The organism is Neptuniibacter sp. 1_MG-2023 (genome assembly GCF_030547185.1).
In the GTDB taxonomy this organism is placed as follows: domain Bacteria; phylum Pseudomonadota; class Gammaproteobacteria; order Pseudomonadales; family Balneatricaceae; genus Neptuniibacter.
Map to the genome: position 1 here is coordinate 491,654 of NZ_JAUOQR010000001.1, position 24,347 is coordinate 516,000.

General features: G+C 42.5%; 24 protein-coding genes. 11 read left to right on the forward strand and 13 right to left on the reverse strand.

Features of this window, described 5'->3' with window-relative positions; translation table 11 throughout:
- Positions 1 to 209: 209 nt before the first annotated feature.
- The 6 genes from Q4492_RS02280 (at position 210) to Q4492_RS02305 (ending at position 5,522) form a co-directional block, all read left to right on the forward strand.
- Positions 210 to 1,067 (forward strand): fumarylacetoacetate hydrolase family protein, encoded by an 858-nt coding sequence (locus tag Q4492_RS02280; RefSeq protein WP_303415620.1) that lies wholly within the window; start codon positions 210 to 212, stop codon positions 1,065 to 1,067.
- A 291-nt stretch (positions 1,068 to 1,358) separates the two neighbouring features.
- Positions 1,359 to 1,649, forward strand: a complete 291-nt coding sequence (locus Q4492_RS02285; RefSeq protein WP_303415621.1) for an EF-hand domain-containing protein — start codon at positions 1,359 to 1,361, stop codon at positions 1,647 to 1,649.
- A gap of 33 nt (positions 1,650 to 1,682) precedes the next feature.
- Positions 1,683 to 2,027 (forward strand): hypothetical protein, encoded by a 345-nt coding sequence (locus Q4492_RS02290; protein WP_303415622.1) that lies wholly within the window; start codon positions 1,683 to 1,685, stop codon positions 2,025 to 2,027.
- A 276-nt stretch (positions 2,028 to 2,303) separates the two neighbouring features.
- A complete protein-coding gene (locus tag Q4492_RS02295; RefSeq protein WP_303415623.1) occupies positions 2,304 to 3,713 on the forward strand; it encodes a HAMP domain-containing sensor histidine kinase in 1,410 nt (469 codons plus the stop codon).
- A complete protein-coding gene (locus tag Q4492_RS02300) occupies positions 3,706 to 4,200 on the forward strand; it encodes a hypothetical protein (RefSeq protein WP_303415624.1) in 495 nt (164 codons plus the stop codon). The genes Q4492_RS02295 and Q4492_RS02300 overlap by 8 nt, the downstream gene beginning before the upstream one ends.
- Positions 4,197 to 5,522 carry a sigma 54-interacting transcriptional regulator gene (locus tag Q4492_RS02305; RefSeq protein ID WP_303415625.1) on the forward strand — a complete coding sequence of 442 codons (1,326 nt, stop codon included), beginning with the start codon at positions 4,197 to 4,199 and terminating at the stop codon, positions 5,520 to 5,522. Before Q4492_RS02300 ends, Q4492_RS02305 begins: the two co-directional genes overlap by 4 nt.
- Positions 5,523 to 5,545: 23 nt before the next feature.
- Here the strand turns inward: Q4492_RS02305 and Q4492_RS02310 are convergent, their stop codons facing one another.
- The 4 genes from Q4492_RS02310 to purU form a co-directional block, all read right to left on the reverse strand.
- The gene (locus tag Q4492_RS02310) at positions 5,546 to 6,340 is read right to left on the reverse strand and encodes a replication protein P (protein ID WP_303415626.1); all 795 of its coding nucleotides are present in this window, start codon (positions 6,338 to 6,340) and stop codon (positions 5,546 to 5,548) included.
- On the reverse strand, positions 6,258 to 7,187 hold the full coding sequence (locus tag Q4492_RS02315) for a DnaT-like ssDNA-binding domain-containing protein (RefSeq protein ID WP_303415627.1): 930 nt from the start codon (positions 7,185 to 7,187) through the stop codon (positions 6,258 to 6,260). Before Q4492_RS02315 ends, Q4492_RS02310 begins: the two co-directional genes overlap by 83 nt.
- 70 nt (positions 7,188 to 7,257) lie before the next feature.
- Positions 7,258 to 7,665 (reverse strand): CBS domain-containing protein, encoded by a 408-nt coding sequence (locus Q4492_RS02320; RefSeq protein ID WP_303415628.1) that lies wholly within the window; start codon positions 7,663 to 7,665, stop codon positions 7,258 to 7,260.
- A 149-nt stretch (positions 7,666 to 7,814) separates the two neighbouring features.
- Positions 7,815 to 8,669, reverse strand: a complete 855-nt coding sequence (purU, locus tag Q4492_RS02325; protein ID WP_303415629.1) for a formyltetrahydrofolate deformylase — start codon at positions 8,667 to 8,669, stop codon at positions 7,815 to 7,817.
- A gap of 169 nt (positions 8,670 to 8,838) precedes the next feature.
- On the opposite strand from purU, the gene Q4492_RS02330 reads away from it, so the two are divergent.
- The 5 genes from Q4492_RS02330 to Q4492_RS02350 all read left to right on the forward strand — a co-directional run bounded on the left by Q4492_RS02330 (position 8,839) and on the right by Q4492_RS02350 (position 15,172).
- The gene (locus tag Q4492_RS02330; protein ID WP_067868652.1) at positions 8,839 to 10,365 is read left to right on the forward strand and encodes a thymidine phosphorylase family protein; all 1,527 of its coding nucleotides are present in this window, start codon (positions 8,839 to 8,841) and stop codon (positions 10,363 to 10,365) included.
- Between the two features lie 3 nt (positions 10,366 to 10,368).
- Positions 10,369 to 11,247: a ribose-phosphate pyrophosphokinase gene (locus Q4492_RS02335; RefSeq protein WP_303415630.1), complete on the forward strand. Its 879-nt coding sequence runs from the start codon at positions 10,369 to 10,371 to the stop codon at positions 11,245 to 11,247.
- A gap of 54 nt (positions 11,248 to 11,301) precedes the next feature.
- On the forward strand, positions 11,302 to 11,877 hold the full coding sequence (locus Q4492_RS02340) for an alpha-ketoglutarate-dependent dioxygenase AlkB (RefSeq protein ID WP_303415631.1): 576 nt from the start codon (positions 11,302 to 11,304) through the stop codon (positions 11,875 to 11,877).
- Positions 11,878 to 11,973: 96 nt separating this feature from the next.
- Positions 11,974 to 14,625, forward strand: coding sequence for an EAL domain-containing protein (locus Q4492_RS02345; RefSeq protein WP_303415632.1), 2,652 nt, complete (start codon positions 11,974 to 11,976; stop codon positions 14,623 to 14,625).
- Between the two features lie 226 nt (positions 14,626 to 14,851).
- Complete coding sequence (locus Q4492_RS02350; protein WP_303415633.1) at positions 14,852 to 15,172, forward strand: hypothetical protein; 321 nt, start codon at positions 14,852 to 14,854, stop codon at positions 15,170 to 15,172.
- Between the two features lie 91 nt (positions 15,173 to 15,263).
- Here Q4492_RS02350 and Q4492_RS02355 read toward each other — a convergent pair whose 3' ends face one another.
- The 9 genes from Q4492_RS02355 to Q4492_RS02395 form a co-directional block, all read right to left on the reverse strand.
- A complete protein-coding gene (locus Q4492_RS02355; protein WP_303415634.1) occupies positions 15,264 to 15,644 on the reverse strand; it encodes a cytochrome c family protein in 381 nt (126 codons plus the stop codon).
- A gap of 204 nt (positions 15,645 to 15,848) precedes the next feature.
- Entirely contained in the window at positions 15,849 to 17,354 is a 1,506-nt protein-coding gene (locus tag Q4492_RS02360) for a fumarate hydratase (RefSeq protein WP_303415635.1), read from the reverse strand.
- A 317-nt stretch (positions 17,355 to 17,671) separates the two neighbouring features.
- Complete coding sequence (locus tag Q4492_RS02365) at positions 17,672 to 18,520, reverse strand: prenyltransferase (protein WP_303415636.1); 849 nt, start codon at positions 18,518 to 18,520, stop codon at positions 17,672 to 17,674.
- Between the two features lie 23 nt (positions 18,521 to 18,543).
- Positions 18,544 to 19,920 (reverse strand): tRNA 5-hydroxyuridine modification protein YegQ, encoded by a 1,377-nt coding sequence (yegQ, locus tag Q4492_RS02370; RefSeq protein WP_303415637.1) that lies wholly within the window; start codon positions 19,918 to 19,920, stop codon positions 18,544 to 18,546.
- A 52-nt stretch (positions 19,921 to 19,972) separates the two neighbouring features.
- Positions 19,973 to 20,533 (reverse strand): RNA 2',3'-cyclic phosphodiesterase, encoded by a 561-nt coding sequence (gene thpR, locus Q4492_RS02375; RefSeq protein ID WP_303415638.1) that lies wholly within the window; start codon positions 20,531 to 20,533, stop codon positions 19,973 to 19,975.
- 107 nt (positions 20,534 to 20,640) lie between these two features.
- A complete protein-coding gene (locus Q4492_RS02380) occupies positions 20,641 to 21,507 on the reverse strand; it encodes a hypothetical protein (RefSeq protein ID WP_303415639.1) in 867 nt (288 codons plus the stop codon).
- A 145-nt stretch (positions 21,508 to 21,652) separates the two neighbouring features.
- The gene (gene groL, locus Q4492_RS02385) at positions 21,653 to 23,302 is read right to left on the reverse strand and encodes a chaperonin GroEL (RefSeq protein ID WP_303415640.1); all 1,650 of its coding nucleotides are present in this window, start codon (positions 23,300 to 23,302) and stop codon (positions 21,653 to 21,655) included.
- 82 nt (positions 23,303 to 23,384) lie between these two features.
- On the reverse strand, positions 23,385 to 23,672 hold the full coding sequence (gene groES / locus Q4492_RS02390; protein ID WP_303415641.1) for a co-chaperone GroES: 288 nt from the start codon (positions 23,670 to 23,672) through the stop codon (positions 23,385 to 23,387).
- Positions 23,673 to 23,827: 155 nt separating this feature from the next.
- A complete protein-coding gene (locus Q4492_RS02395; protein WP_303415642.1) occupies positions 23,828 to 24,313 on the reverse strand; it encodes an FxsA family protein in 486 nt (161 codons plus the stop codon).
- Positions 24,314 to 24,347 lie beyond the last annotated feature (34 nt).

Sequence of the window (24,347 nt, forward strand, 5' to 3'; positions counted from 1 at the left end):
CTGATTGAATAATTGATCAGACTACACGACCTTTTCCAATGCCCCACCCATCCTGCTTTTATCGCCCCTATATCCACTCAGAAAACCCAGATGACCCCATCACTGAGAAATATTTTTTAGTTACCTACCTTCCGTTAGATAACTAAATTATTCTGATACCCATATAATAAACTCTACAACTGAATAACTGTTCTCTTGGGGCTCATCCTATGAAACTAGTCACTTTTAAGCACGATAACCGTGTTTCTGTAGGCATTCTCTATCAAGGAAAGATCATTCCTGCATGGTTAAACCCATTAATGCCTCAAGATATGTGTCATTTCCTATCCGGTGGGAAATCCCTACAAGAAAACCTACTCTCGTACGCAGGTAAAGCCGATATCCCCCAAGAAGAGGCAGAACTACTTGCACCCGTTCTTAATCCTCAAAAGTTTCTTGGCGTTGGGCTTAATTATGCTGACCACATTGCAGAAACAGGCTTAAACACGCCTGAATTCCCCACTATTTTCAACAAACAAGCCAGCTGTATTATTGGTAACAACGCGGCCATCCATCGCCCCTCAGTCTCCAATAAACTTGATTACGAAGGCGAGCTAGCTTTCGTCATTGGGAAACGATGCCGACATGTTCCTTACAAACAAGCTCAGCATGTTATTGCTGGCTATACCATTGTTAATGATATCTCAGTACGTGACTGGCAAATTAAATCCCCTACATGGACTTTAGGAAAATCCTTTGATACCCATGGCCCTATGGGACCTTGGATAACAACCGATAATATAGATCCTCACGCATTAGACCTTAAAACATGGGTCAATGGGGAGTTACGACAACACTCCAATACAAAACACCTCATCTTTGATTGCTATGCCCTAGTTGAAACACTCTCGACAGTCTGCACATTAATGCCTGGTGATGTTATCGCGACGGGCACATGCTCTGGTGTAGGAGTATCGATGAAACCACGAGGCTACTTAAAGCCAGGCGATACTGTCACCGTCGAAATTGAACATATTGGACGTTTATCAAATAACATCATTGCAGAGCCCACTACTCCGCTCTATTAAAGCGTCTAAACAACGCTTTATCACAGCCACTATTTATAGGTGTCTCCATTTGGAAACCTTCTAACTTATTGTTTTATATAAATAAGTATATTAGTCACTCAATTACTGTCTGCAAATGGAGACAGTATTGAAGTGATAAACATACTAAGTTTAGGCAGGCCTTTCCAAAAAAACCAAAAACACAACATAACCGATTGTTTTTAAATGATTTTTAAAACATGGCACAAGTATTGATATATCTAGTTCGATTTTAAACTTTCGAACCGCCATATTTTATCTAGGAGATAAATCATGAAAACAATTAATTGGGTACTTGCTTCACTAATCGCTACTTCTTCAACTGTTGCACTAGCAGAAGAAGCACCAACAACTGCGGTAGAAACTCAAACTGAAGTTACTACAAGTGAACAGCCTGCAGAGAAAAAAGTTTTTAACAAACTTGATGTAGACCAAGATGGCAAGATCAGCCAAGAAGAAGCAAAAAATTATCCTAAACTTGTTGAAGGTTTCGATAAAATCGATGCCGATAGCGATGGTTTTTTAAGCCCTGAAGAATTCACTCGTCCACACAAAAAATCATAATCGGACAATCATAAGTTTTCTGGGAGAATCATTATGAAAGTAACAGCATGGGCACTTGCTTCTCTACTAGTTATTTCATCATCAGTAAGCATCGCTGACACAGCAATTGCTGCAAAAATCCAATCGGATGATGCGCAGCCCGATGTGATGACTAATGAACAGCCTAAAGCGCCTAGTATTTTTGAAAAACTAGATGGAAACAAAGATGGCAAAGTAAGCCCACAAGAAGCGCAAGTATCCCCCGCTCTTGTGAAAGGTTTCGATAAAATCGATACCAATAAAGATGGCTTCCTAAGCCCTGATGAGTTTTCTCAACTTCAGGTTAATGCAACGCCAGCCCCTACTTACATAGTAATGGCTTCTCTACAAACGTTGTAAACGGGTTCACTAGTGTGTGGGGGGATAACTTAAACTGATTCCGAGACAGCCTCAGTTAGTTATTCCTCCTCCTTCTGGTAACGGTTGAGTAGAGCATCCATGTCCACAAACATAGCCGCCAGCTCTACTTAACAGGCTAGGAGCCCTCCACGGGGTTCCTAGCCCCCCCTTTTTTTAACTCATCGTTAATTAGCAAAAATAGATAGAAATACTACCCAATTAAAGCTCTATTCATGGATAATAGTCATACACTTGTTAAATCAAATACTCTATTAAATGCCAAATCATAACCGGCGCGGCTGGCGCTTAAGTTCACTAAAACAGTTAGTGTTACTTTCCTTTTTAGTAGTGGTCACACCTTTTGGTATCTTGATCTACTATGCAACAGATGCCCTTGTTGAACAATCAGCAGAGGGGCGCGTACTTGCTAAACAAGCACTAGAAGTCACTCGCCGTGGGCAACGCTTAGAAGGCCTAGCCGAAGACATTACTCGCTCTGCCCGTCAATACCAGATTCTCGCCAAGCCAGAAATAAAACAACGCTTAACTCAAAACCTGCTTGATTACCGAGAACAACTCTCGATCCACAGCTTCATACTGACCCAAGTTGAGCAGCTTAACCAAATCAGTACACTCTTAGATAATATTGAACAATATCAGTCAGAAGACGCTAATAACCTACTCGGATTAACACGCGAGATAAATCAGCAGGTTGACCTTATTCTTGACCAGCGATTACAAGCGCTCAACTCAACCGCTCAACATACACAAACCCAGCTAAGTACACTTGCGATCATTTTATTAGTTATAGAGATGCTGCTGATCCTATTTTTTAGTTTTAGCATTATTCGCCCGGTTCGCCGCATTGCAGATAGAATACAAGCACTAGGTACAGGTGAGGAATATACAGGAGCAATGGTAGGAGGCCCTGACGAGCTAGTCGAATTAGAACAACAGCTTGATTGGCTCACCGAACGCTTAGCTGAAGTAGAAAATGAGAAGCAGCGTTTTTTACGCCATATGTCCCATGAATTAAAAACGCCCTTAACCACTTTACGGGAAGGCTCCGACCTATTGGCAGATCAGATCACTGGGCCACTAAATACAAGCCAAATGGAAGTCACTCAATTACTACAAAGTAACTCAAGGCAGCTACAGTCATTAATAGAACAGCTGTTAGACTACAGCCGTTTACATCAAAACGAATCTGTTAATTTTCATCGCGTCAAACTACTTCCAGTCTTAACTGAAGCGATCGAGCCTTATAAATTATTACTTGAGCAGAAAAAGATACACCTTAGCCTTCCTAAGGAAGAGCATGAATGGGTCACCGACCGTGCTATGTTGGTAAGAATTATAAGCAACTTAGTCTCTAATGCTGCGCTATATGGGAGTAATGAAGGTGATCTCACGCTGAGTATTAGCCAAACAAATGAACACTGTCTTATTAACGTAGAAAATGATGGCCCCACTATCCCTCTTAAAGATGTTCCCTTGCTATTTGAACCTTTTTATCAAGGCCAAAATAGGCGACAAGGACCAGTAAAAGGTTCAGGTATAGGCCTAAGTATTGTCCATGACGCAGCCGAGTCCTTAGGCGCAACTGTAAAATTAGCAAAGAATGAAAATCACCGCGTTGGTTTTAGCGTTTGCCTTCCCATTTCGGAGCACCCCATTAATGATTAGATATCTTCCTATTACTCTATGCCTATTCATCTTACAAGGCTGCGAATTGAACGAAACAAAACCGAGTATTGAAGTAGAAACTATTTCAGAACAAAAAAGCTGTCGAATTGAGCCCGCCAATCTCGACCGCCTACAAAAAATAGAGAAGCTCTTTTTAGAAAACCCTGAGCGACGTAGCCGAATAATGCAAAATGCTATCCGAGATAAAGATCAGACGCTTCTTGCTTTGCTGCTCTCAACCCCGTTGTCCTCTAAGGAACAGCTCCAACAAGCAAAACGCTATTACGCCAAGTTTGTGCTTTATCCTGATAAAGCCTGCCCAGGCGATCGATATTTCGACTTAAGAGATCAATTAACCTCAGCCCTACTGTGGATGAGAGCTGAGCAAGACAACCTATTACAAGAAAACAAAACATTGCAGATTAAAATAGATGCCTTAACTCAGATAGAAACTGATTTAAGTAAAGACAAAGAGATTCAGGAATGAAACCTCATATCCTTTTAGTCGATGATGACGCATCTTTACTAAAGCTTCTATCAATGCGTTTAGAGGCCAGTGGCTACCAGATTAGTTGTGCCGAAAGTGCAGAAGCGGCCCTAGAGGTGTTAAACGATAAGATTGACCTTCTGGTTACTGATCTACGAATGGAAGGCATGGATGGTCTAGCACTGTTCAAGCAAGTTCAGCGTGCCTATCCACAACTGCCCGTTGTTATTATTACCGCCCACGGGTCTATTCCTGAAGCCGTCACCGCTACGCAACAAGGAGTGTTTGGTTTTTTAACTAAACCTATTGATCGCGACCAGCTAATGCAAAATATTGAAGCCGCCTTAGCCAGCACCAGTCGAAGCGAAGGAGAATGGCGTAATAATATTATCAGCCGTAGTCATACTATGGAGCAGCTACTCCAAGAAGCAGAACAGATAGCCGCTTCCGATGTTAGTGTATTAATTACCGGGGCGAGCGGTAGTGGTAAAGAGCTATTGGCCAATGCTATTCATAAAGCGAGCCCACGTAGTAAAAAGCCCTTTATTGCCATTAACTGTGGCGCACTACCAGAACAACTACTGGAATCAGAACTCTTTGGGCACAGTAAAGGAGCCTTCACTGGCGCAGTCAACAAACATGAAGGGCTGTTTCAAGCCGCGAATGGGGGCACCTTATTCTTAGATGAAATCGGCGATATGCCAACACCGCTTCAGGTAAAACTATTAAGGGTGTTGCAAGAACGCCAGATCCGTCCAGTTGGGAGCACTGAAACCATTGCCGTGGATGTCCGTGTTATTTCAGCGACGCATCGAGATCTTGAGCAAGCGATGCAAGATAATAGTTTTAGGGAGGATTTGTTCTACCGACTAAATGTAGTCAATCTGCACTTACCCCCCTTAAAAGACCGTCCTGAAGATATTCTTCCTCTCGCCCGTTATTTTGTTGAACAAGCGGCCCTACGGCACAACCCAAAAGTCAAAAACATCTCAAGTGCAGCCCTACAAGTACTTGCTCAAGCCTCATGGCCCGGTAATGTTCGCCAGCTCGAAAATATTATTGAAAAGGTCACGGCGTTAAGCACAACCCCAATCATTTCTGATACAGCTATCCACCGCGCATTAGCTAATCAAGAACAGGTCATTGCTAACTTTAATGATGCTAGAGCTGAATTTGAAAAAAGGTATCTCTGCAAAGTACTGCAGATAACTGAAGGCAATGTGACCCAAGCTGCGAAAATCGCCGGACGCAACCGAACCGATTTTTACAAGTTACTGAAAAAGCATGCGCTGGAAGCTGCTGATTACAAAAATGGTGACTAATCCATTTCATTAATCCAACGCGATTACTGATAATCCTCCGGCAGGTTAATACCCATAGCATTTGCATCCTCTTGTGCAAGTGCCTTAAAGCGCTCTCGTACTTTAGAACCTTTAGGTTTAGTCAGATAAAATAACCACTTACTCGCGATTTCAGGTTTTAACTGATGCTCCTCTCCCCAAGATTGGATAAACCTAAAGAGTGAATCATCGCTTTTATCAGGTAATGCGACAGGAACGGGGTTATCCAACTGTTCCCCTGCTCTTACCCGACGACAAAGAACATCGTAGTTATATCGAAAATCAGGATATACATCCGCTGCATCTTCTGTACGTAGACGGAACCATCCCGTCGCTTTGCCTGCATGGTAAATGGCAGGGTGAGTCCACTGATGATGGGAAGCGCTGTCAGAAAAGTTACACGCCTCTTCATAAGCATGTTTAGCCATGGGAAGGCCATAGTCTCCCGTCAAGCTTCTTAAAACTTTAATGAATTCAGAAATAGTCGGCATCCATGCACTATTTTCTTTACAGTAATCAATCGCAGCCACCAGCTCATTCTCAGTATAACCACCTAAGCTAAGTGCCCATTCCCGTTTTGCTATACGGATCTCATCTTGAGTTTCAAAACAGCTTTTAAACTTATGCCCATAGATCGCCATAAATCGGGCAAAGATCATATTTACAAAGGTTTTAACTTCAACACTCAGCTCGCGATTCGCTTGCTGTGCTTGATCATCACCAGTCTGTGTCTTTGATGTCCATGACTGCTGCGGTAACCCGTTTTCGCTTCTCGCGAGTATCTCGGCGGGGGTCTTCATGGCTTAAACCTGCTTTTTGTTCGTTATTGATGCGTTGTTGGCGACCATCTTGGGTTTGCTTTTTAACCCACTCTCGCTTCACCCAACCTAAAAATTTCTGATCCCAGTTTGTCTCTTTACGATCTTTATCTAACCAATAGAGAACAAACTCATCCAAACAGTTTAAGGCAAACTGCTGTGAAATATTGTGCCTTGGTAAAAGCGCATACAAGTTTTCCGATGGCTGCCAGCCCAACTCCATACCATGTAGCTGCTTATTACGCTGCTCATGCTGCTGAAATAAAGCCTGTAGTTCATCACCCTGTCGTACTTTTTTGGCCCACCCAATACTACCACCAAAGGTAGGAGCGGGCCCCGCATTAGGGGTCGATGTTGTTTGATAAGTACTGACCGCAGCATCAGGGTAGTAAGGCGTATCCTGCTGTGATTCTATCGGCTCACTCGCCGCATAACGGTCTCTATTTGTAAGCTCTTTAGGCGGTGCAATGGCTCGCTCTTCAACGACAGGGAGTCGACTCACCATCTCAACATCTGATGTGCTATCGGCCCCATCCTCCTCTACAGGAAGAAATTTTACACGTACGCGGCTATCCTGAGAAAAAGCGACATCTACATACGCTTCCGCGACTAATACACTGGTTAATTGAGCCAATTTTTCCTCATCCCAATAGGGTGCTAACCGTAACCATTGCTGACGGGAAAGGATAAATTCGGAAGTGGCATTATGCAGATTTTCAAGCTGTAAACGCTGTTGATAAATCGTTAGCAATACAGCAGCTTCAACACCTACTTTATGAATAAGAGAGGGATAAAGCACAATAGGTGTTTCAGGAAAAGAGTAATTCATTAAATAGAACTGACCTTACAAATGAAAAAGCCGCAGTCTAAGCCACGGCTTTAGACATAACATTAAATGATCAACCGTTTTGAGCGAAGTTCTCTACTGCACGTAAAACATCACGACGACTAATCTGGCCGATCAGTTTACCATCTTTTACCACAGGTAAACGGCGACGTTTATTATTAATAAACTCTTCTGCCACTTTAATAATATCCGCATCATGGTTTATGGTGTAAACCTCTTCAGACATATATTTACCCACAGTGCCGCCCATCTCTTCTTCATGATACGTTAACGTGAGAATGGCTTTTAGACAATCGACTTCCGACATCAAACCAACCAAATTACCTTTGGTATCCAAAACCGGTGCCCCGGTAATATGATTCTCAAGTAGCAAGTTGATCGCTTCAAAAAGATCAGTCTCAGGCGTAAAAGTGATCAAATCAGTACACATATAATCCTGAGCTTTTACGGATCTCAACATTAGCATTCCTCCAAGGTAATAGACATCAATTACCGAATATCATAAAACCGGGAAACCTATCGCTCTCATAGCGAAATATGCCCGACACTGTCTTTATATTTACACCTAAGCGTTCAAGCCGCAACAAAATAGAACTGATCAAGATCAGCTTAATTGAATACAACAGTCTTATTACCATGTACAAGCACTTTGTCTTCTAAGTGCCAACGCAAACCTCGCGACAGTACAGTTTTTTCCACATCACGACCTAAACGCACCATATCCTCAGGCGTATCACGATGAGTAATTCGAATCACATCTTGGTCAATAATTGGCCCTGCATCCAACTCCTCCGTCACGAAATGACAAGTTGCACCAATTAGCTTAACACCGCGCTCATGGGCTTGATGATAAGGTTTAGCCCCAGCAAACGAAGGCAGGAAGCTATGATGAATATTGATAATTCGATGCGTATAAGCCGCACAAATATCCGTAGGTAGAATCTGCATATAACGAGCAAGCACGACAACATCAGCATCGTGCTCCCGAATAAGATTACTGACTTTATCAAAGTGCGGTTGTTTATTCTCTTTATCAACAGGCACATGATGGTAAGGAATTTTATGCCATTCAACCATACTTCTTAAGTCATCATGATTGGAGATAACACATACGATCTCACAATCTAATTCTCCCTCATGATAACGATAGAGCAGATCAGCTAAACAGTGTGACTCTTTGCTGGCCATAAGAATGACTTTCTTTGGCTGAGCTGAATCAGTTACTTCCCAATTCATATTGAACGACTGGGCTATAGGAGTAAAAGCCTCTTTAAACTCTTCGAGGGAATATGGCAGCGTCGTAGCGCAGATCTCTACACGCATAAAAAAACAGCCTAAGCTACTATCAGAATGTTGATTAGCTTCAGAAATAGAACCGCCATGGCTGGAGATAAAATTACTGACCATCGCGACAATCCCTACCCTATCTGGGCACGATAACACCAACCTGAATTTACGTTCCATTAATCCCTAACTCCACAGCACAAAAATCGAGTGGATATTCTAGCAGCAGTTATCAGTGCATTGTAATTATTATAAACACCAAAAAAGTAGCAACTGTTTTGATTTTTTAACAATACTTTTCCATTCAAGCGTTCCCTCATATACTGAATGAAGTAGGGAGACCGATTAAATGAATTACACACCAGAAAGAATGAACCCTTTAAAAGCCTGTCGCTTAGGCTTAGACACCCATCAAGAGCTCACCATTTATTTAAGACAAGATAGCCCTGTATGCCGCTCAGAAGGTTTTTCTGCGCTCTCTCGCGTACTTGTTCATACAGACCATAAACATTTAATCGCTACGCTACATATGGTGACAGGCGATCTTTTGAGCCCCGGAGAGATTGGCTTTTCAGAATCCGCTTGGAAACGGATGGAACTCGAAGAAAACGTATCTGTATGGCTATCCCATCCGAAGCCCGTGCAATCACTCTCATATATCAGAGCTAAGGTATATGGTAAGGAACTGTCCGGAGAACAACTAAAAGAGATCATTGATGATATTGTCGCCGGACGCTATGCGGATGTACATTTAGCCGCTTTTATCACTGCATGTGGTGGTGATAATTTAAATATCCGCGAGATCACTGACCTCACTAAAGCCATGGTAAATTCCGGCAGTAAAATAGAGTGGGGCCTACCTTTAGTTGTTGATAAACATTGTGTAGGCGGACTTCCGGGAAACCGCACCACCCCGATTCTAGTATCTATTTTAGCTGCCGCTGGGCTCATAATGCCTAAAACATCATCCCGGGCGATCACCTCCCCTGCGGGCACTGCGGATACGATGGAAACATTAACAAATGTTGATCTTAGTTTAGAATCTATGCGTGCTGTGGTCGAAAAAGAAGGTGCCTGTCTTGCCTGGGGTGGCTCAGTTAAGCTATCACCCTCCGATGACCTTTTGATTCAAGTTGAGCGCGCACTGGATATTGATAGTGAGGGCCAGCTGATCGCATCAGTACTGTCGAAAAAGATTGCTGCTGGAGCGACCCATGTAGTCATTGATATACCTGTCGGCCCTACCGCAAAAGTAAGAAGTCGTGAAGCGGCAGAAATTTTATCCAATAATTTTAAAGCGGTAGCAACCACCTTAGGCTTAACAATCAGGGTACTCTTTACCGATGGTTCGCAACCGGTTGGACGCGGTATAGGCCCATCGCTTGAAGCAAGAGACATCCTCGATGTATTACAAAACACCCCCTCAATGCCACAAGATCTCCGACAACGCTCAGTGGAAGTGGCTGGGGCTATGCTAGAAATGGCGAAAGACCTTCCCCCCGGTGAAGGCATAAAAGAAGCTTTAAGTATTTTGGATTCAGGTGCTGCTTGGGAGAAGTTTCAAGCGATCTGTTTAGCCCAAGGCGCCTTAAAGTCACCTCCTATTGCTCCGTACCGGTATGAACTCATCGCCCATACCCACGGGACGGTAAAATGCATTAACAATAGAAAACTCGCCAAAGTCGCCAAACTTGCCGGAGCACCAGCGGACTTAGCCGCTGGTGTAGATTTACACTGCAAAATTGGTGACCCTGTTATCCACAATCAACCCCTTTTAACCATTCATGCCGAAAGTTCAGGTGAATTAAGCTACGCCGTAGAATATTTAGAAGACCACTTAGATGTTATTGAACTGATAGAAAAACCAAAAGGCTAACCCATGAAACCACTATTATTTAATCTGAACTCCGATACGCCATTGGCCAACAAAGTCGCAGATAGATTGAAGGCTGATTTGGGTGAGCTAGATACCAGACTCTTCCCGGATGGGGAAAGCTATTTGCGCGTTTTAAGTGACTGTAAAGATCGCTCGATCATTGTATTCTGCAATTTATATCAACCTAATAATAAAACACTAGACCTTATCTTCTTAGCCAACACCCTCAAGGAACTTGGCGCTAAGCATATAGGCTTAGTGACACCCTACCTGCCCTATATGAGGCAAGATAAACGCTTTAAGCCCGGTGAATGTGTTACGTCTCGCCCCTTTGCTCAACTGCTATCTACTCATTTTGATTGGCTCGTCACCCTAGACCCTCACCTCCATCGCTATCACTCACTGGATGAGATCTACAGTTTAGAGGGCCATGTAGTTCACGCAGCGCCAATGATTGCCAACTGGATCAAAAATAATATCCAACAACCTCTTTTGATCGGCCCCGATAGTGAAAGTGAACAGTGGGTGTCTGATGTTGCTCAACTGGCTAATGCGCCCTTCCAAGTACTGTCAAAAGTGCGTAAAGGTGACTATCAAGTGGAGGTCTCACTCCCCGATGTGGAGCAATGGCAACAACATACCCCTATTCTGGTCGACGATATAATCTCCAGTGGAAAAACAATGCTGCAAACAGTTCAGCATTTACATTCAGCAGGTCTATCAACACCTATCTGCATTGGTGTGCACGGTTTATTCTCTAATAACGCATACGAAGAACTTACGGCAAAAGCTAAGGTCATCACTTGCAACTCTATCCCTCATCTAAGTAATCAAATAGATATCAGTGACGCACTCTCACATGCTATATCTAAGCATCTATGAATCAGTAATGATGAAACGAATAAAGCTATTCCCAAGGATTACCCACTAAAGAGTATGATATTTCAACCTGACTACTGGCTAAAAAATAATTTTATCTCTGAACAAGAATCTAGCACCTTCTTATCGCTCCTAATCGAACAGATTGCTTGGCGACAAGATACAATTCACATGTTTGGAAAAACTGTCAGCATTCCTAGGCTACAAACCTTTATGGGTGATCAAGGTATCAACTACACCTACTCAAACCTCAGACTTAACACTGAAGAGTGGCACCCTATAGTCGCTGAAATTAGGGGGCGTATTGAGAAACTAACAGGCCACTCTTTTAATTCAGTGCTACTTAACTACTATCGTGATGGAAACGACAGTATGGGTTGGCATCGAGATAATGAGCCTGAATTAGGTAAAAACCCTACTATTGCCTGCGTATCTTTAGGCGCATCGCGAACATTTACACTTAGAGATATAACCAACAAAAATATAAAACAACAACTGATACTCGAAAACGGCTCTCTATTATGGATGGGGCCGCAACTCCAGCAACAGTGCCAACACGCCCTTCCAAAAAGGCTCAGTTGTAAAAATCCGCGGATAAGTTTAACGTTCAGACAGATTCAATCAAAAACATAAATAGATCTATGACTAATAAATAAGGTTATTCCGCTATAGTAAAGTGCAACCGCTTGGTATTATGTACGGATCCATAATAATAATTAAGATTGGCCAATGAATAGCTGCTCCAACACTCAAAATCCAGAAATTACTGGTAACCCTAATGCCCAAGAGCTTAATACTATTTTAAAGCTCCAAAGCCAGGTATTAGAATACGTTGTACAGGACACTCCTCCTGAACGAATCTTCGATGCTATTTGTCAATTTATAGAACAATCTGTACCTGATTGTATCGCATCCATTATGCTTTTTGATGCAGCACATGAGTCGTTAAATGTGGCCTGTGCCCCTAGCTTTACTCGCGAAGCCATTGACGCATTTAACGGCCTAAAAGCCAACCTTGGCGAAGGCTCTTGTGGGTCATCCGCTTTTTTAGGCACACCTGTACTTAGTATAAATATTGACAATGATTCTCGATGGAATAATCTGCGTCATGTAGCCAAAAAGTTTGGCATACGCGCATGTTGGTCTCACCCCATCCTGCTAGATGCAAACAAAGTACATGGCACTATAGCGATCTCTTCTTTTCAACCACGAAAACCTAACCCCTTTCATATGCAACTTCTGAAAGCGGCAGCTAACATCATTGGTATTGTGCTCAAACGAGCAGTGTCACAGAAAGTATTAACTCATACCTCTAGTCTCCTACAAAATATTACCCAAGCAATGCCTGGTGTGCTTTATCAATATCACTTAACCACTGATAAAAAACAAAATTTCACCTATCTCAGTCCAGGTATCGAAAAAATCACAGGTATCACACTGGAAGAAGCTTATGAAAACTTCGACCTTGTTTGGAACCAAGTTCACCCTGAAGACCAAGCTCAACTATGGACAAGCATCATCGATGCAAGCAAACACTCACAACCTTGGTCCCATGAATTTAGACTTTTTCACAAACAGGGGGGAGAACTAAAGTGGCTTCGCGGCTCATCCCTTCCAGGTCAACAGATATCCGGTCACGATCAAATTTGGAACGGTGTGCTGTTAGATATCACACCTGAAAAGTCATCGATTGAACAACTAAGATTGGCAGGCATAGCCTTTTCTAGCACTAACGATGGCATCATGATAGCTGACAAAAACAATGAAATTGTCGATATAAATAGAGCTTACGCTACTATCTCTGGCTATAGCCGTGAAGAACTTATTGGCCAAAGCCCTACTATTTTAAAATCAGACAAACACAGCCCAAAATTTTACCAATCTATCTGGGAGTCCTTAAAGAAAGATAAGCATTGGCAAGGTGAGATTTGGAACAAACGTAAAGATGGTGAAGTGGTTCCCCATTTAGTCAATATAAATGCCGTTTTCGATCCCGTCAGCCATGAACTAACCCATTATGTCAGCGTACTTGCAGATATTAGCAGTATAAAAGCATCTGAAGCTAAACTATCCCATTTAGCCCATCATGACACTCTAACCAATCTACCTAATCGTTTACTCTTTAGCGCCCGACTAGATCACGCCATTACGCACCGAAAGAAGAATGAAAAAGTAGTAATGTTGCACCTAGATTTAGACCGTTTCAAACACATCAACGATTCCTTAGGTCACACTTATGGAGATGAGCTTCTAATACAAGTAACCGAGCGCCTAACGAATACATTAAATCCAGCCGATATTGTGGCTCGAATTGGCGGAGATGAATTCGCCATTCTTGTTGAAGAACTTGAAGATACTATGGATGCCTCAGCCGTCGCAGACAAAATTGTTACCGCGATGGAACAGCCGTTTATATTGAATGACAATGATTACTTCACTACAGCAAGCATAGGTATTGCCCTCTCGCCAGATCACGGTGAGGATATTGATGTGTTAACTAAAAATGCCGATATTGCCCTCAATCAAGCAAAGGATTTAGGCCGCAATAACTATGCTTTTTTCCAGCCGGAATTATCCGAAAGCGCGGAAGAGTGGATCAAGCTGGAGCCCCAGCTTCGCAAAGCGATAAAAGAAAATCAGTTTAAGTTATTTTATCAACCGCAAATGGACCGCAGCGGTAATAACATTGTTGGCGCAGAAGCACTCATACGCTGGCAGCATCCTGATATGGGCCTTATCCCACCGATTCAGTTTCTGAATATTGCTGAAGAGATGGGGTTGATGAAGCACATTGGTAACTGGGTCTTAGAAGAAGCCTTTCAGCAACTCGCTCTGTGGAGACAGGCAGGCCTAAGAAATTTCAGACTTGCGATCAACTTAGCAAGCGATCAAATAACCAAACAAAATCTACCTGATAAAGTCAGTGACTTATTACAGGAATACAAAATACCAGCAGAGATGATCGAGCTAGAAATCCTAGAAACCTTTCTACTCGAACATAAAGCCGCATCGATTGAAACCTTTCATCAGCTTAGAGCGCTCGGCATACACTTAGCGCTAGATGACTTTGGCACGGGCTACTCATCTCTTAGCTATTTAAAACAATTACCAATCAATAAAGTTAAAATTGATCAATCTCTTGTCAGAGATATACCTGAAGATGCGAATGACGAGGCCATTGCCAAAGCCGTTATTTTGCTTGGGCACACACTCGATCTTACAGTGTGCGCAGAAGGCGTAGAAACACCTGAACAGCGGGCTTTTCTAGAATTAGAAGGCTGCGATCAACTACAAGGCTACTTGTTCAGCAAACCGATTAATCAGGAGGAATTTAGCACCTTACTCCGTGAAAATAAGCGTCTGGTCTCTCTAGATAGCTAACCACCCCGTAACACCGATTTTATACCTGCTATCTTCCCATTCAATATGGGATAAAACCCTAAAGCCACTTTATCAAAGATAATCATGCCGATGGTTATCTTCTTGGGTTTCATAAAAAACCACCTTTTCCTCTGTTTTCAAACCCTTGTTTGCTTTTTTTTCTGGAAATACTCAGCCTTACATCTACACTAATAAGGGATGACATGTTCATGATGGGGAATAAACAATGGGCAAAGAAAGCTTATCTGCGCTTTTACACGAGTGGGAAAATAGAGCTCGAAAAATCAACGGTCGCCAAGAGGAAACACTATCTATATACCAATCTGATTCAGTAAAACTCAAAGCTTTAGCCACTATGTACAACTTACCAAAAGCAGATATTGTTGCAGCACTCCTTCACGAAGCCCTCAATGAATTAGAAGCTAAAATGCCCTATGTTCCGGGTAACAAAGTAATAAGAATTGAAGATGGTGAAGAGATCTACGAGGATAAAGGGCCTATGCCCCGCTACCTTGCTGAGCAAAAAAGGCTAATGGATGTAAGCTAACCTATATCTGTTACAGCACGTATGGAAAAAAGGCACAAAAAAAGCCACCAGCTTTCACTGGTAGCTTGATAGATTTATATGCAGAGATGGGTTACAGGGTTTTTAAGTAAGCGATCAGGTAATCCTGCTCTGCTTTATCTGTAATTTCTACGTGGCGCATACGTGTACCTGGTACAAACTGGTCGTTACCGGCAATCCACTGACGTAGATTCTCTTCTGTCCAAGTGATGCCTGAGTTACGTAGTGCATCAGAATAAGCAAAGCGTGGTAATGAAGCGGCTTCACGACCAACTACACCAATCAAACTTGGACCAAAAGCATTTTTACTTGTATCTAAAGAGTGACAAGCAGAACACTTAGTGAAGATATCTTTACCTGCAGCTTGCATCATTGCCTCAGCATCTTCTGCCACAGCAACTGAAGAAAAAGATAGCGATGCAACAAGCCCCATTAGAGCTACTTTAATTTTCATTTTCATTCCCCTCAAAATGAATAAAACAATTAAGCGTAAGTATATGTTTTATTCTCTTACACAACCGTTGATCTCAAACATGAAATGATCATCTAATAAAAAAATGAGGACTAAATAACTCGACAAGTACCAGACATAAAAAAACGCAGCCGTAGAAGGACTCCCTCTACACACTGCGTTCTTAAAAGAATAACTTACGAAAAGTTAAACTTGCTTAGCGATAATATCTTTCCACTTAGCTGGACCTGTTGTATGAACAGACTCACCTGACGTATCAACAGCAACAGTGACCGGCATATCTTTAACTTCAAACTCATAAATAGCTTCCATTCCCATCTCAGGGAATGCCAACACTTTGGATGAAGTAATAGCTTTAGATACTAAATAAGCAGCACCACCAACAGCCATTAGATAAACCGCTTCGTTATCCTTAATCGCCTCAATCGCAACAGGGCCACGTTCAGACTTACCGATCATACCTAATAAACCGGTACTTTCTAGGATCTGACGAGTGAACTTATCCATACGTGTCGATGTTGTCGGACCCGCAGGGCCAACCACTTCATCACCTACAGGATCAACAGGGCCTACATAATAGATAAAGCGCCCTTTCAGATCGACAGGTAGCTCTTCACCATTATTAAGCATCTCCACCATCCGCTTGTGGGCTGCATCACGTCCAGTTAACATCTTGCCATTAAGTAATACAGTCTCACCAACCTTCCACTCTTTAACATCTTCAGGTGTGATCTCATCCAAATTAACACGACGAGTTGTTGCACCCACTTCGAATGTCACTTCTGGCCAATCATCAAGATTTGGAGGTGTTAGAACAGCGGGACCTGTTCCATCTAAGGTAAAGTGTGTATGACGTGTCGCGGCACAGTTAGGAATCATACAAACAGGTAAGGAAGCAGCATGGGTTGGATAGTCCATAATTTTAACATCCATGATGGTTGTTAAACCGCCTAAGCCTTGAGCACCTATACCTAAGTTATTAACCGCATCCATAATTTCTAGACGTAGCTCTTCAACTCTGTTTTGAGGTCCACGTTCACGGAGTTCGTGAATATCAATAGATCCCATCAATGACTCTTTAGCCATAACCGCTGCTTTTTCTGCCGTACCACCAATACCTATACCTAGCATACCCGGTGGGCACCAACCTGCGCCCATAGTAGGAACGGTTTTAACAATCCAATCAACAATGCTATCGGATGGATTCAACATCACCATTTTAGATTTATTTTCAGAGCCACCGCCTTTAGCTGCAACCTGAACATCAACCTTATCACCATCCACAATCTCATAATGAATAACAGCTGGCGTATTATCTTTTGTGTTTTGACGCTTACCCGCAGGGTCTGCCAAAATTGAAGCACGTAGCACGTTATCAGGGTTAAGGTAGGCGCGACGTACACCTTCATTAACCATATCCGTTACATTCATGTCAGCATCCCACTGAACATTCATACCTACCTTCAAGAACACGGTTACAATCCCGGTATCCTGGCAGATTGGACGCTTACCTTCAGCACACATGCGAGAGTTAATAAGGATCTGCGCCATCGCATCCTTTGCCGCTGGATTTTCTTCTTTTAGATAAGCTTCATGTACACCCTTGATGAAATCAAGCGGGTGGTAATAAGAGATGAACTGCAAAGCATCAGCAATACTGCTAATGAAATCGTCTTGACGGATTACGCTCATGCGGGGGCTCCATATATGGCTTTATTGTCATAAGGGATGAGTTTTGAAAATATTAGACTAAAAAGAGTTTGAGTGGCTATCTTCACCTAGCTGCTCCATCTAACATCATCACCCATTAGTGCTCTCTCTCGGGAAAGCTTGAACTGCTGCAGAGTATACACCAAAAGTACCAATAAACGGTGTCGGGCATTGGTATTAGTTAACCATTTAGCATATCTGCAATTGTTATCTAACGAAGTCGGCTTTAGGTGCTTAAAAGGTAATAAACTATGGTTCAGACAAAACAAAAAGCCTAATTAAAATAGTAACTTATAAAGCTACAAGGCTAACAAAAAACAGTAAAAAAGCCCAAAAATAAGATACCCCCTCCCCGTCTCAGGTGTTAACTGACGGCGAGCGCCCCCTTTTTTGTGTAAAAAGCGACAAGGCAAAATAACAATGGGCAAGGTAAGCAATAACCAGTAGCTCCACGGCAATATATCCGTTAGACCCAGCAGAATGGTGATGAGATAGATCGCAGCAATAATCATCTTATAAATTAAGATCGCTTTATCGTAACCAACTCTCACCGATAAAGTTCGAATACCTTTATCCCGATCATCTTCATAATCTCTTATTTCATTGCTCAACAGCAGCAACGAAGTAAATAAGCTAACCGGAATTGAGAGAAAAAACACATCGGCTGTAACCACTTTCGCTTGAATAAAATAAGCACCGAGCACCATTAATACACCCATCAACCAAAACACAAAAAAAACGGCTAAACCGCGGCGTTTATAGTTAATAGGCTCTAAGGTATAGCCAAGTGCCCCAACAAACCCAACAACACTTAACACTAATAGAAAGGGCCCTGAGAGATAAACAAGATACAAACCTATACAGCCTGCTAATAAAAAACACGCCAAACCCATTTGGAAGTTTCTTATGATCTGCCGATGCGCTCCAGCGTACTGAATCTTATTAAGAAGAGATAAATCCGTAAAATCATTAATTAAATTCACACCTGCCTGCAATAACAGACCGGCAGAAAGAATAAGGAAAGCGTTGAGAGGGTCAGAAAAACCCTCTCGATAGGCCGCCATAATACCTGTCAGACAAACAATTAAGGCCACACTAAATGAAAATGGCCGCAACGCTCGGCTAAATCGGTATTTTTCAACAAGCATAATTTTGTCTAATGATAAATTCGTTACTTCTGACTACTGTATTCTGGAGCATTAGGAAGATCACGCATTATCAAGGCATATTCAGGCTCACAATCTAACGCCATAGGGATCTTCATTACATGACCAGACCCTGGCGCAACATCGGCTTGCTTACCTTTTTTATCGATCATCTCATCTAACTTAAATTTATGGTTACCCTGCGGGGTCATCAACTCAAGTGTATCGCCTTTTAAGAAGCGATTACGCACATCCACTTCCAACATGCCTGCTTGCTTATCGTATCCCATAATTTCACCTACAAACTGCTGGTGAACACCCACCGAATTACCAGTTTCGTAATTTTGATACTCATCATGCACATGACGACGATAGAAACCTTCCGTATAGCCTCGGCTGGCAAGGTTTTCCAACTCATCCATCAGCTTCATATCAAAAGGTTTACCCGCAACCGCATCATCAATCGCTTTACGATAAACTTGGGCAGTTCGTGCAACGTAGTAATGGGATTTTGTTCGCCCCTCAATTTTCAATGAATCCACCCCCATCGCAGCTAAACGATGTACATGCTGTATGGCACGAAGGTCTTTAGAGTTCATAATATAAGTGCCATGTTCATCTTCAAAAGCAGGCATAAACTCACCAGGGCGAGTCTCCTCTTGCAGCAAGAAGATGCGGTCAGTTGGCTCACCCTCTCCTAAAGCAGGTTTATTCGCCTGTGCGAGCATGTCAGCTTTAGGGTCAAACTGTTCGACTGGAACTACATCACCGGACTCATCCACTTTCGCCTCATGAGCATCATATTTCCAGCGGCAGGAGTTAGTACAAGTCCCTTGGTTTGGATCACGCTTATTAATGTAACCCGATAATAAGCAACGTCCTGAATAGGCTATACATAGCGCACCATGGACAAACACCTCGATCTCCATCTCTGGACAACGCTGGCGAATCTCTTCCACTTCATCAAGGGATAGCTCACGTGACAGAATTACCCGTTCAACACCCATGGCATGCCAAAACTTAACCGCAGCCCAGTTCATCGTATTAGCCTGAACCGACAGATGAATCGGCACATCGGGAAAGTGCTCTTTAACCAGATAGATCAGCCCAGGATCAGACATAATCAATGCATCCGGCCCCATGGCAATGATAGGACGCAGATCATCAATATAAGTTTTCAACTTGCTATTGTGAGGCAATATATTACTGGCGAGGAAAAACTTTTTACCCAATCGATGCGCAAGGTCGATACCTTCGCCCAAGTTTTCCATATTGAAGTCGTTATTGCGAACACGCAAACTATAACGAGGCTGTCCGGCATATACTGCGTCTGCACCATAGGCAAACGCATATTTCATATTTTTTAGTGTCCCCGCTGGAGACAAAAGTTCTGGAGTACGCATAATGAAGTGGTTTTTCTTTAAGTCGAGTAAAGCGATCTAGCCTAATCGTTAATTAAGCTAGATCCTGTAAAGGGATCTCAAATAGTGGTGTATAGATAGAGCCATCTTCTCCTGGCTTACTTTGGAAAAGAACAACTGAATCAGCAAGACTAAACATATCAATTACCGGCCAGCTTTCAGGTGTTTTAAACTTATTAATACCAGGCAATCGCCCTAAGGTAACATGAGGCTTAAAATCTTCATCTGTATGGTTAACACCCGCGGCATCAGCAACATCTACCATCAAATCATGTAAAGATTCTAATTCCTGATTCACATCAGGAAGAGCAGCAATCAAAGCTAAGCTACGACTGACACGATAGTATTCAGCCGCATTGATATGAACCTGAAAAGAGCTGAAATCTGCAAGCTTTTCTCGCGCACAACGCTCTAGCTCTTCTACCTGCTCCAGCGAAATCCCCCCGAGAAAACACAATGTTAAATGGTAACGATCAGAATCTACCCAGCTGACTTCTGTCTTTTTATCATACACACACAGAGTATCAGCATGATCAGCCAACCAACGTACAACTGAATCAGGTAGCGTTAGTGCAAAGAAAGCACGAATTTTCATGGAGGATAAAATTATCTCTATCTAGGAATAATCGTGTATTTTGCCTTCAAGGGCCACACTTAGCAAACCCTTGAAGGCAACCTTTTGATCAAACATTGACCAGAACACTACTTTTGCTCTAATAGTAGCTGCATATTATTAAGTTTTTGCTTCACTTGAAGCAGGTCTTGATTCAACTGCCTACGCGTCCCATCAAACGCTCGTACAGCCTGCTCATTAACTTTTACTCGCCGCTCTAAACCATCAGTGCTTTTGCTTTCCAATTTCGTAACACGATCAGACAGTGACCTCTGAGCTTTAATCACCTCGTCTTGCTGTTCTTGATTCATCTCATTACTGGTTCTTACTTCAGTTTCTATACGTGTGACCAGTTTATTAATTTTTTCTACTTCAGCATTAACCGACTGCTTTAACTTAGTGCTTTCTGACTTTAAGCTTGATAATGCTTTTAACTCTTTAGCTTGGCTCGCCACCGTCGCTTGTAAAGTTTTAATTGTAGCTGCTTGCGTCTTAATCTGATCACTATGCTCTTTAATAAGAGGTGCATTCTTTTGATGAGCAATCGCCCACAATTTAGCAATTTCGGAATCGAGCTGTTTATCTTTCTGCTTAAGACTCTCTTCTAAAGACGAAACATTACCTTGAATCGCTTGGCCTGACTGCTCTGCACCCTGCTCTGTTTGCTTCAAAAGCTCTCTTAATTCTTCGATCTGTTTTTGGGCTTGAGTAAATGTTGCCTCTTTCTGCTTTTGGGCATCGTACATATCAAAACCAAAGTAACCTAATGCAGATACCGCAGCAATTAGGACTATGCTCACTAACGCCTGCAAAAAGCCCCCTGAACGTTGAACTTCAACCACCGGTGCCGCTGAGTTCCCTTTTTGAGAAGGCGATGCAGATTGGGGAGAACGACTCTCGTCTAAAGGTTCCGCTGGCCCCATATTTGGCACATTAATATCATCATCACGATTCATGGTTATCCATTCACCCATTGCATAGAAAGTTAGATTTTAAGCCTATTTTACGCACAAATAAAAAGCCCCGCAAAATGCGGGGCTCAGTATTTATAAATAGCTAACAGACGACTCTATTAGCTATTTAGTACAGTAAGGGGATGATTTACATCATACCGCCCATACCGCCCATACCACCCATGCCGCCCATATCTGGCATAGAAGCTGCTCCACCTTCAGATGGTTTATCAGCAATCATCGCTTCTGTTGTGATCATCAAGCCTGCAACAGATGCAGCAGCCTGAAGAGCAGAACGTGTTACTTTAGCTGGATCAAGGATACCCATATCGATCATATCACCATATTCACCTGAAGCAGCGTTGTAACCAAAGTTACCTTCACCCTTCTCACGAATATTAGCAACAATAACAGAACCTTCATCACCGGAGTTAGCAACGATCTGACGAAGCGGTGCTTCTAATGCACGGAACGCAAGCTCAATACCAACACTCTGGTCATGGTTATCACCTTTAAGGTCTTTAACCATATCCATAGCACGAATAAGCGCAACGCCACCGCCAGGAACAACACCTTCTTCAACAGCAGCGCGAGTAGCATGCAATGCATCTTCTACACGTGCTTTCTTCTCTTTCATTTCAACTTCTGTTGCTGCGCCAACTTTAATTACTGCAACACCACCAGCTAGTTTAGCAACGCGCTCTTGTAGCTTCTCACGATCATAGTCAGAAGACGTTTCTTCCATCTGAGCACGGATCTGATTAACGCGAGCTTCAATCGTATCAGCAGCACCAACACCATCAACAAGCGTTGTATTTTCTTTAGTGATAGATACGCGTTTCGCTTGACCTAGCTGCTCTAATGTTGCTTCTTCAAGTGTCAAACCCACTTCTTCAGAAATAACAGTACCACCCGTTAAGATAGCGATATCTTCAAGCATTGCTTTACGACGATCACCAAAGCCTGGCGCTTTAACCGCAGCTACTTTTACGATGCCGCGCATATTGTTAACAACCAATGTTGCTAGCGCTTCACCTTCAACATCTTCAGCGATGATAAGTAGAGGACGAGATGCTTTCGCTACCTGCTCCAAAATAGGAAGAAGATCACGAATGTTAGAGATTTTCTTATCAACTAACAGAATAAAAGGCTGTTCAACTTCAACAGACATGCTTTCCTGATTGTTGATGAAGTATGGTGATAGGTAACCACGATCGAACTGCATACCTTCAACAACATCAAGTTCGTTCTCAAGTGCATTACCTTCTTCAACGGTAATAACACCTTCTTTACCTACGCGATCCATTGCTTCAGCAATGATTTCGCCCACTTGAAGATCAGCATTTGCAGAGATAGTACCAACCTGAGCAATCGCTTTACTGTCAGCACATGGCACTGCCATTTTTTGAATCTGTTCAACTACTGCTGCAGCTGCTTTATCGATACCACGCTTAAGATCCATAGGATTCATGCCCGCAGCAACAGATTTCAAGCCTTCATTAACAATAGCTTGAGCTAGAACAGTCGCAGTAGTCGTACCATCACCAGCAACATCATTTGCCTGTGACGCTACTTCTTTAACCATCTGAGCGCCCATGTTTTCGAACTTATCTTCTAGTTCGATCTCTTTAGCTACAGAAACACCATCTTTAGTTACGGTTGGTGCGCCAAATGATTTATCTAGTACAACATTACGTCCTTTTGGACCTAGCGTTGTTTTAACTGCATCAGCAAGAATATTTACGCCGCTAAGCATACGTTGGCGTGCATCGTTTCCAAATAATACTTCTTTAGACATCTTGAAAATCCTGTATTCAAAAATTTTTTAAACAAAAACGTTCTACTGAACGTAGATACCTGCGAAAAGTTAAACTGGAAGATTAGTCTTCTAGTACACCGTAAATTTCGCCTTCGCTTAAAATAAGCAGCTCTTCGCCTTCTACTTTGACAGTATTAGCGTAACCACCGAATAGCACTGTGTCCCCAACCTGAACAGTTAACGCACTACGCTCACCGTTATCTAGAAGTCGGCCTTCACCTACAGCAATAACCTTACCCTGGTTAGGTTTTTCCTGAGCAGAACCTGGTAGCACAATACCGCTCGCAGTAGTGGCTTCTTCTTCGTTACGACGAACAACTACACGGTCGTGAAGTGGACGAATTTTCATTTTGTTTTTTCTCCTGATCTCTATCTGACCAAAATCAACATTATGTTAGGAAATAGAGTAATTCATGCATTTACAGAATCACCCTTTGAATAGCTAAATTGGGGCATTAAAAATGAATTCAACACTTTATTGAAAAAAAGTTCCTATAGTCCAAACTAATCTTTACGTTCAAACTCGCCGTCAATCACATCATGCTTTTTCAGAGATGAACTATTTGGGGCATGGGGAGGCTCAAAAGGGTCATTGGTATAAAACTGCGCTGAGCCTGATGTATGTCCTTGTGAGGCAATAATAGTGAAACGCCCCATTAATTTTGCAGCTAAGGCTTTACGGGTAAAAGGTAGCAAGCAACTAAACCCTATAATATCAGTGACAAACCCCGGCGTAATAAGTAAAGCACCACCAACGGCCAAAACAATTCCCTCAACCATCTCTTGACCTGGGATCTCTCCCTGATTAGCTCGTTGCTGTGCTCTAAGCAGTGTTGATAGCCCCTGATAACGGAGCATATTCACCCCAATAAAGGCTGATAAGAGCACTAAACCTACTGTATTCCAAGCACCAATAGCATCACCTACATTTATAAGCACTGTGATTTCAATAATTGGAATAATAATAAACAGTAAAAAAAGAAATCTCATGGGCGCCTCATAGCAAATAAAAACACAACTAAAC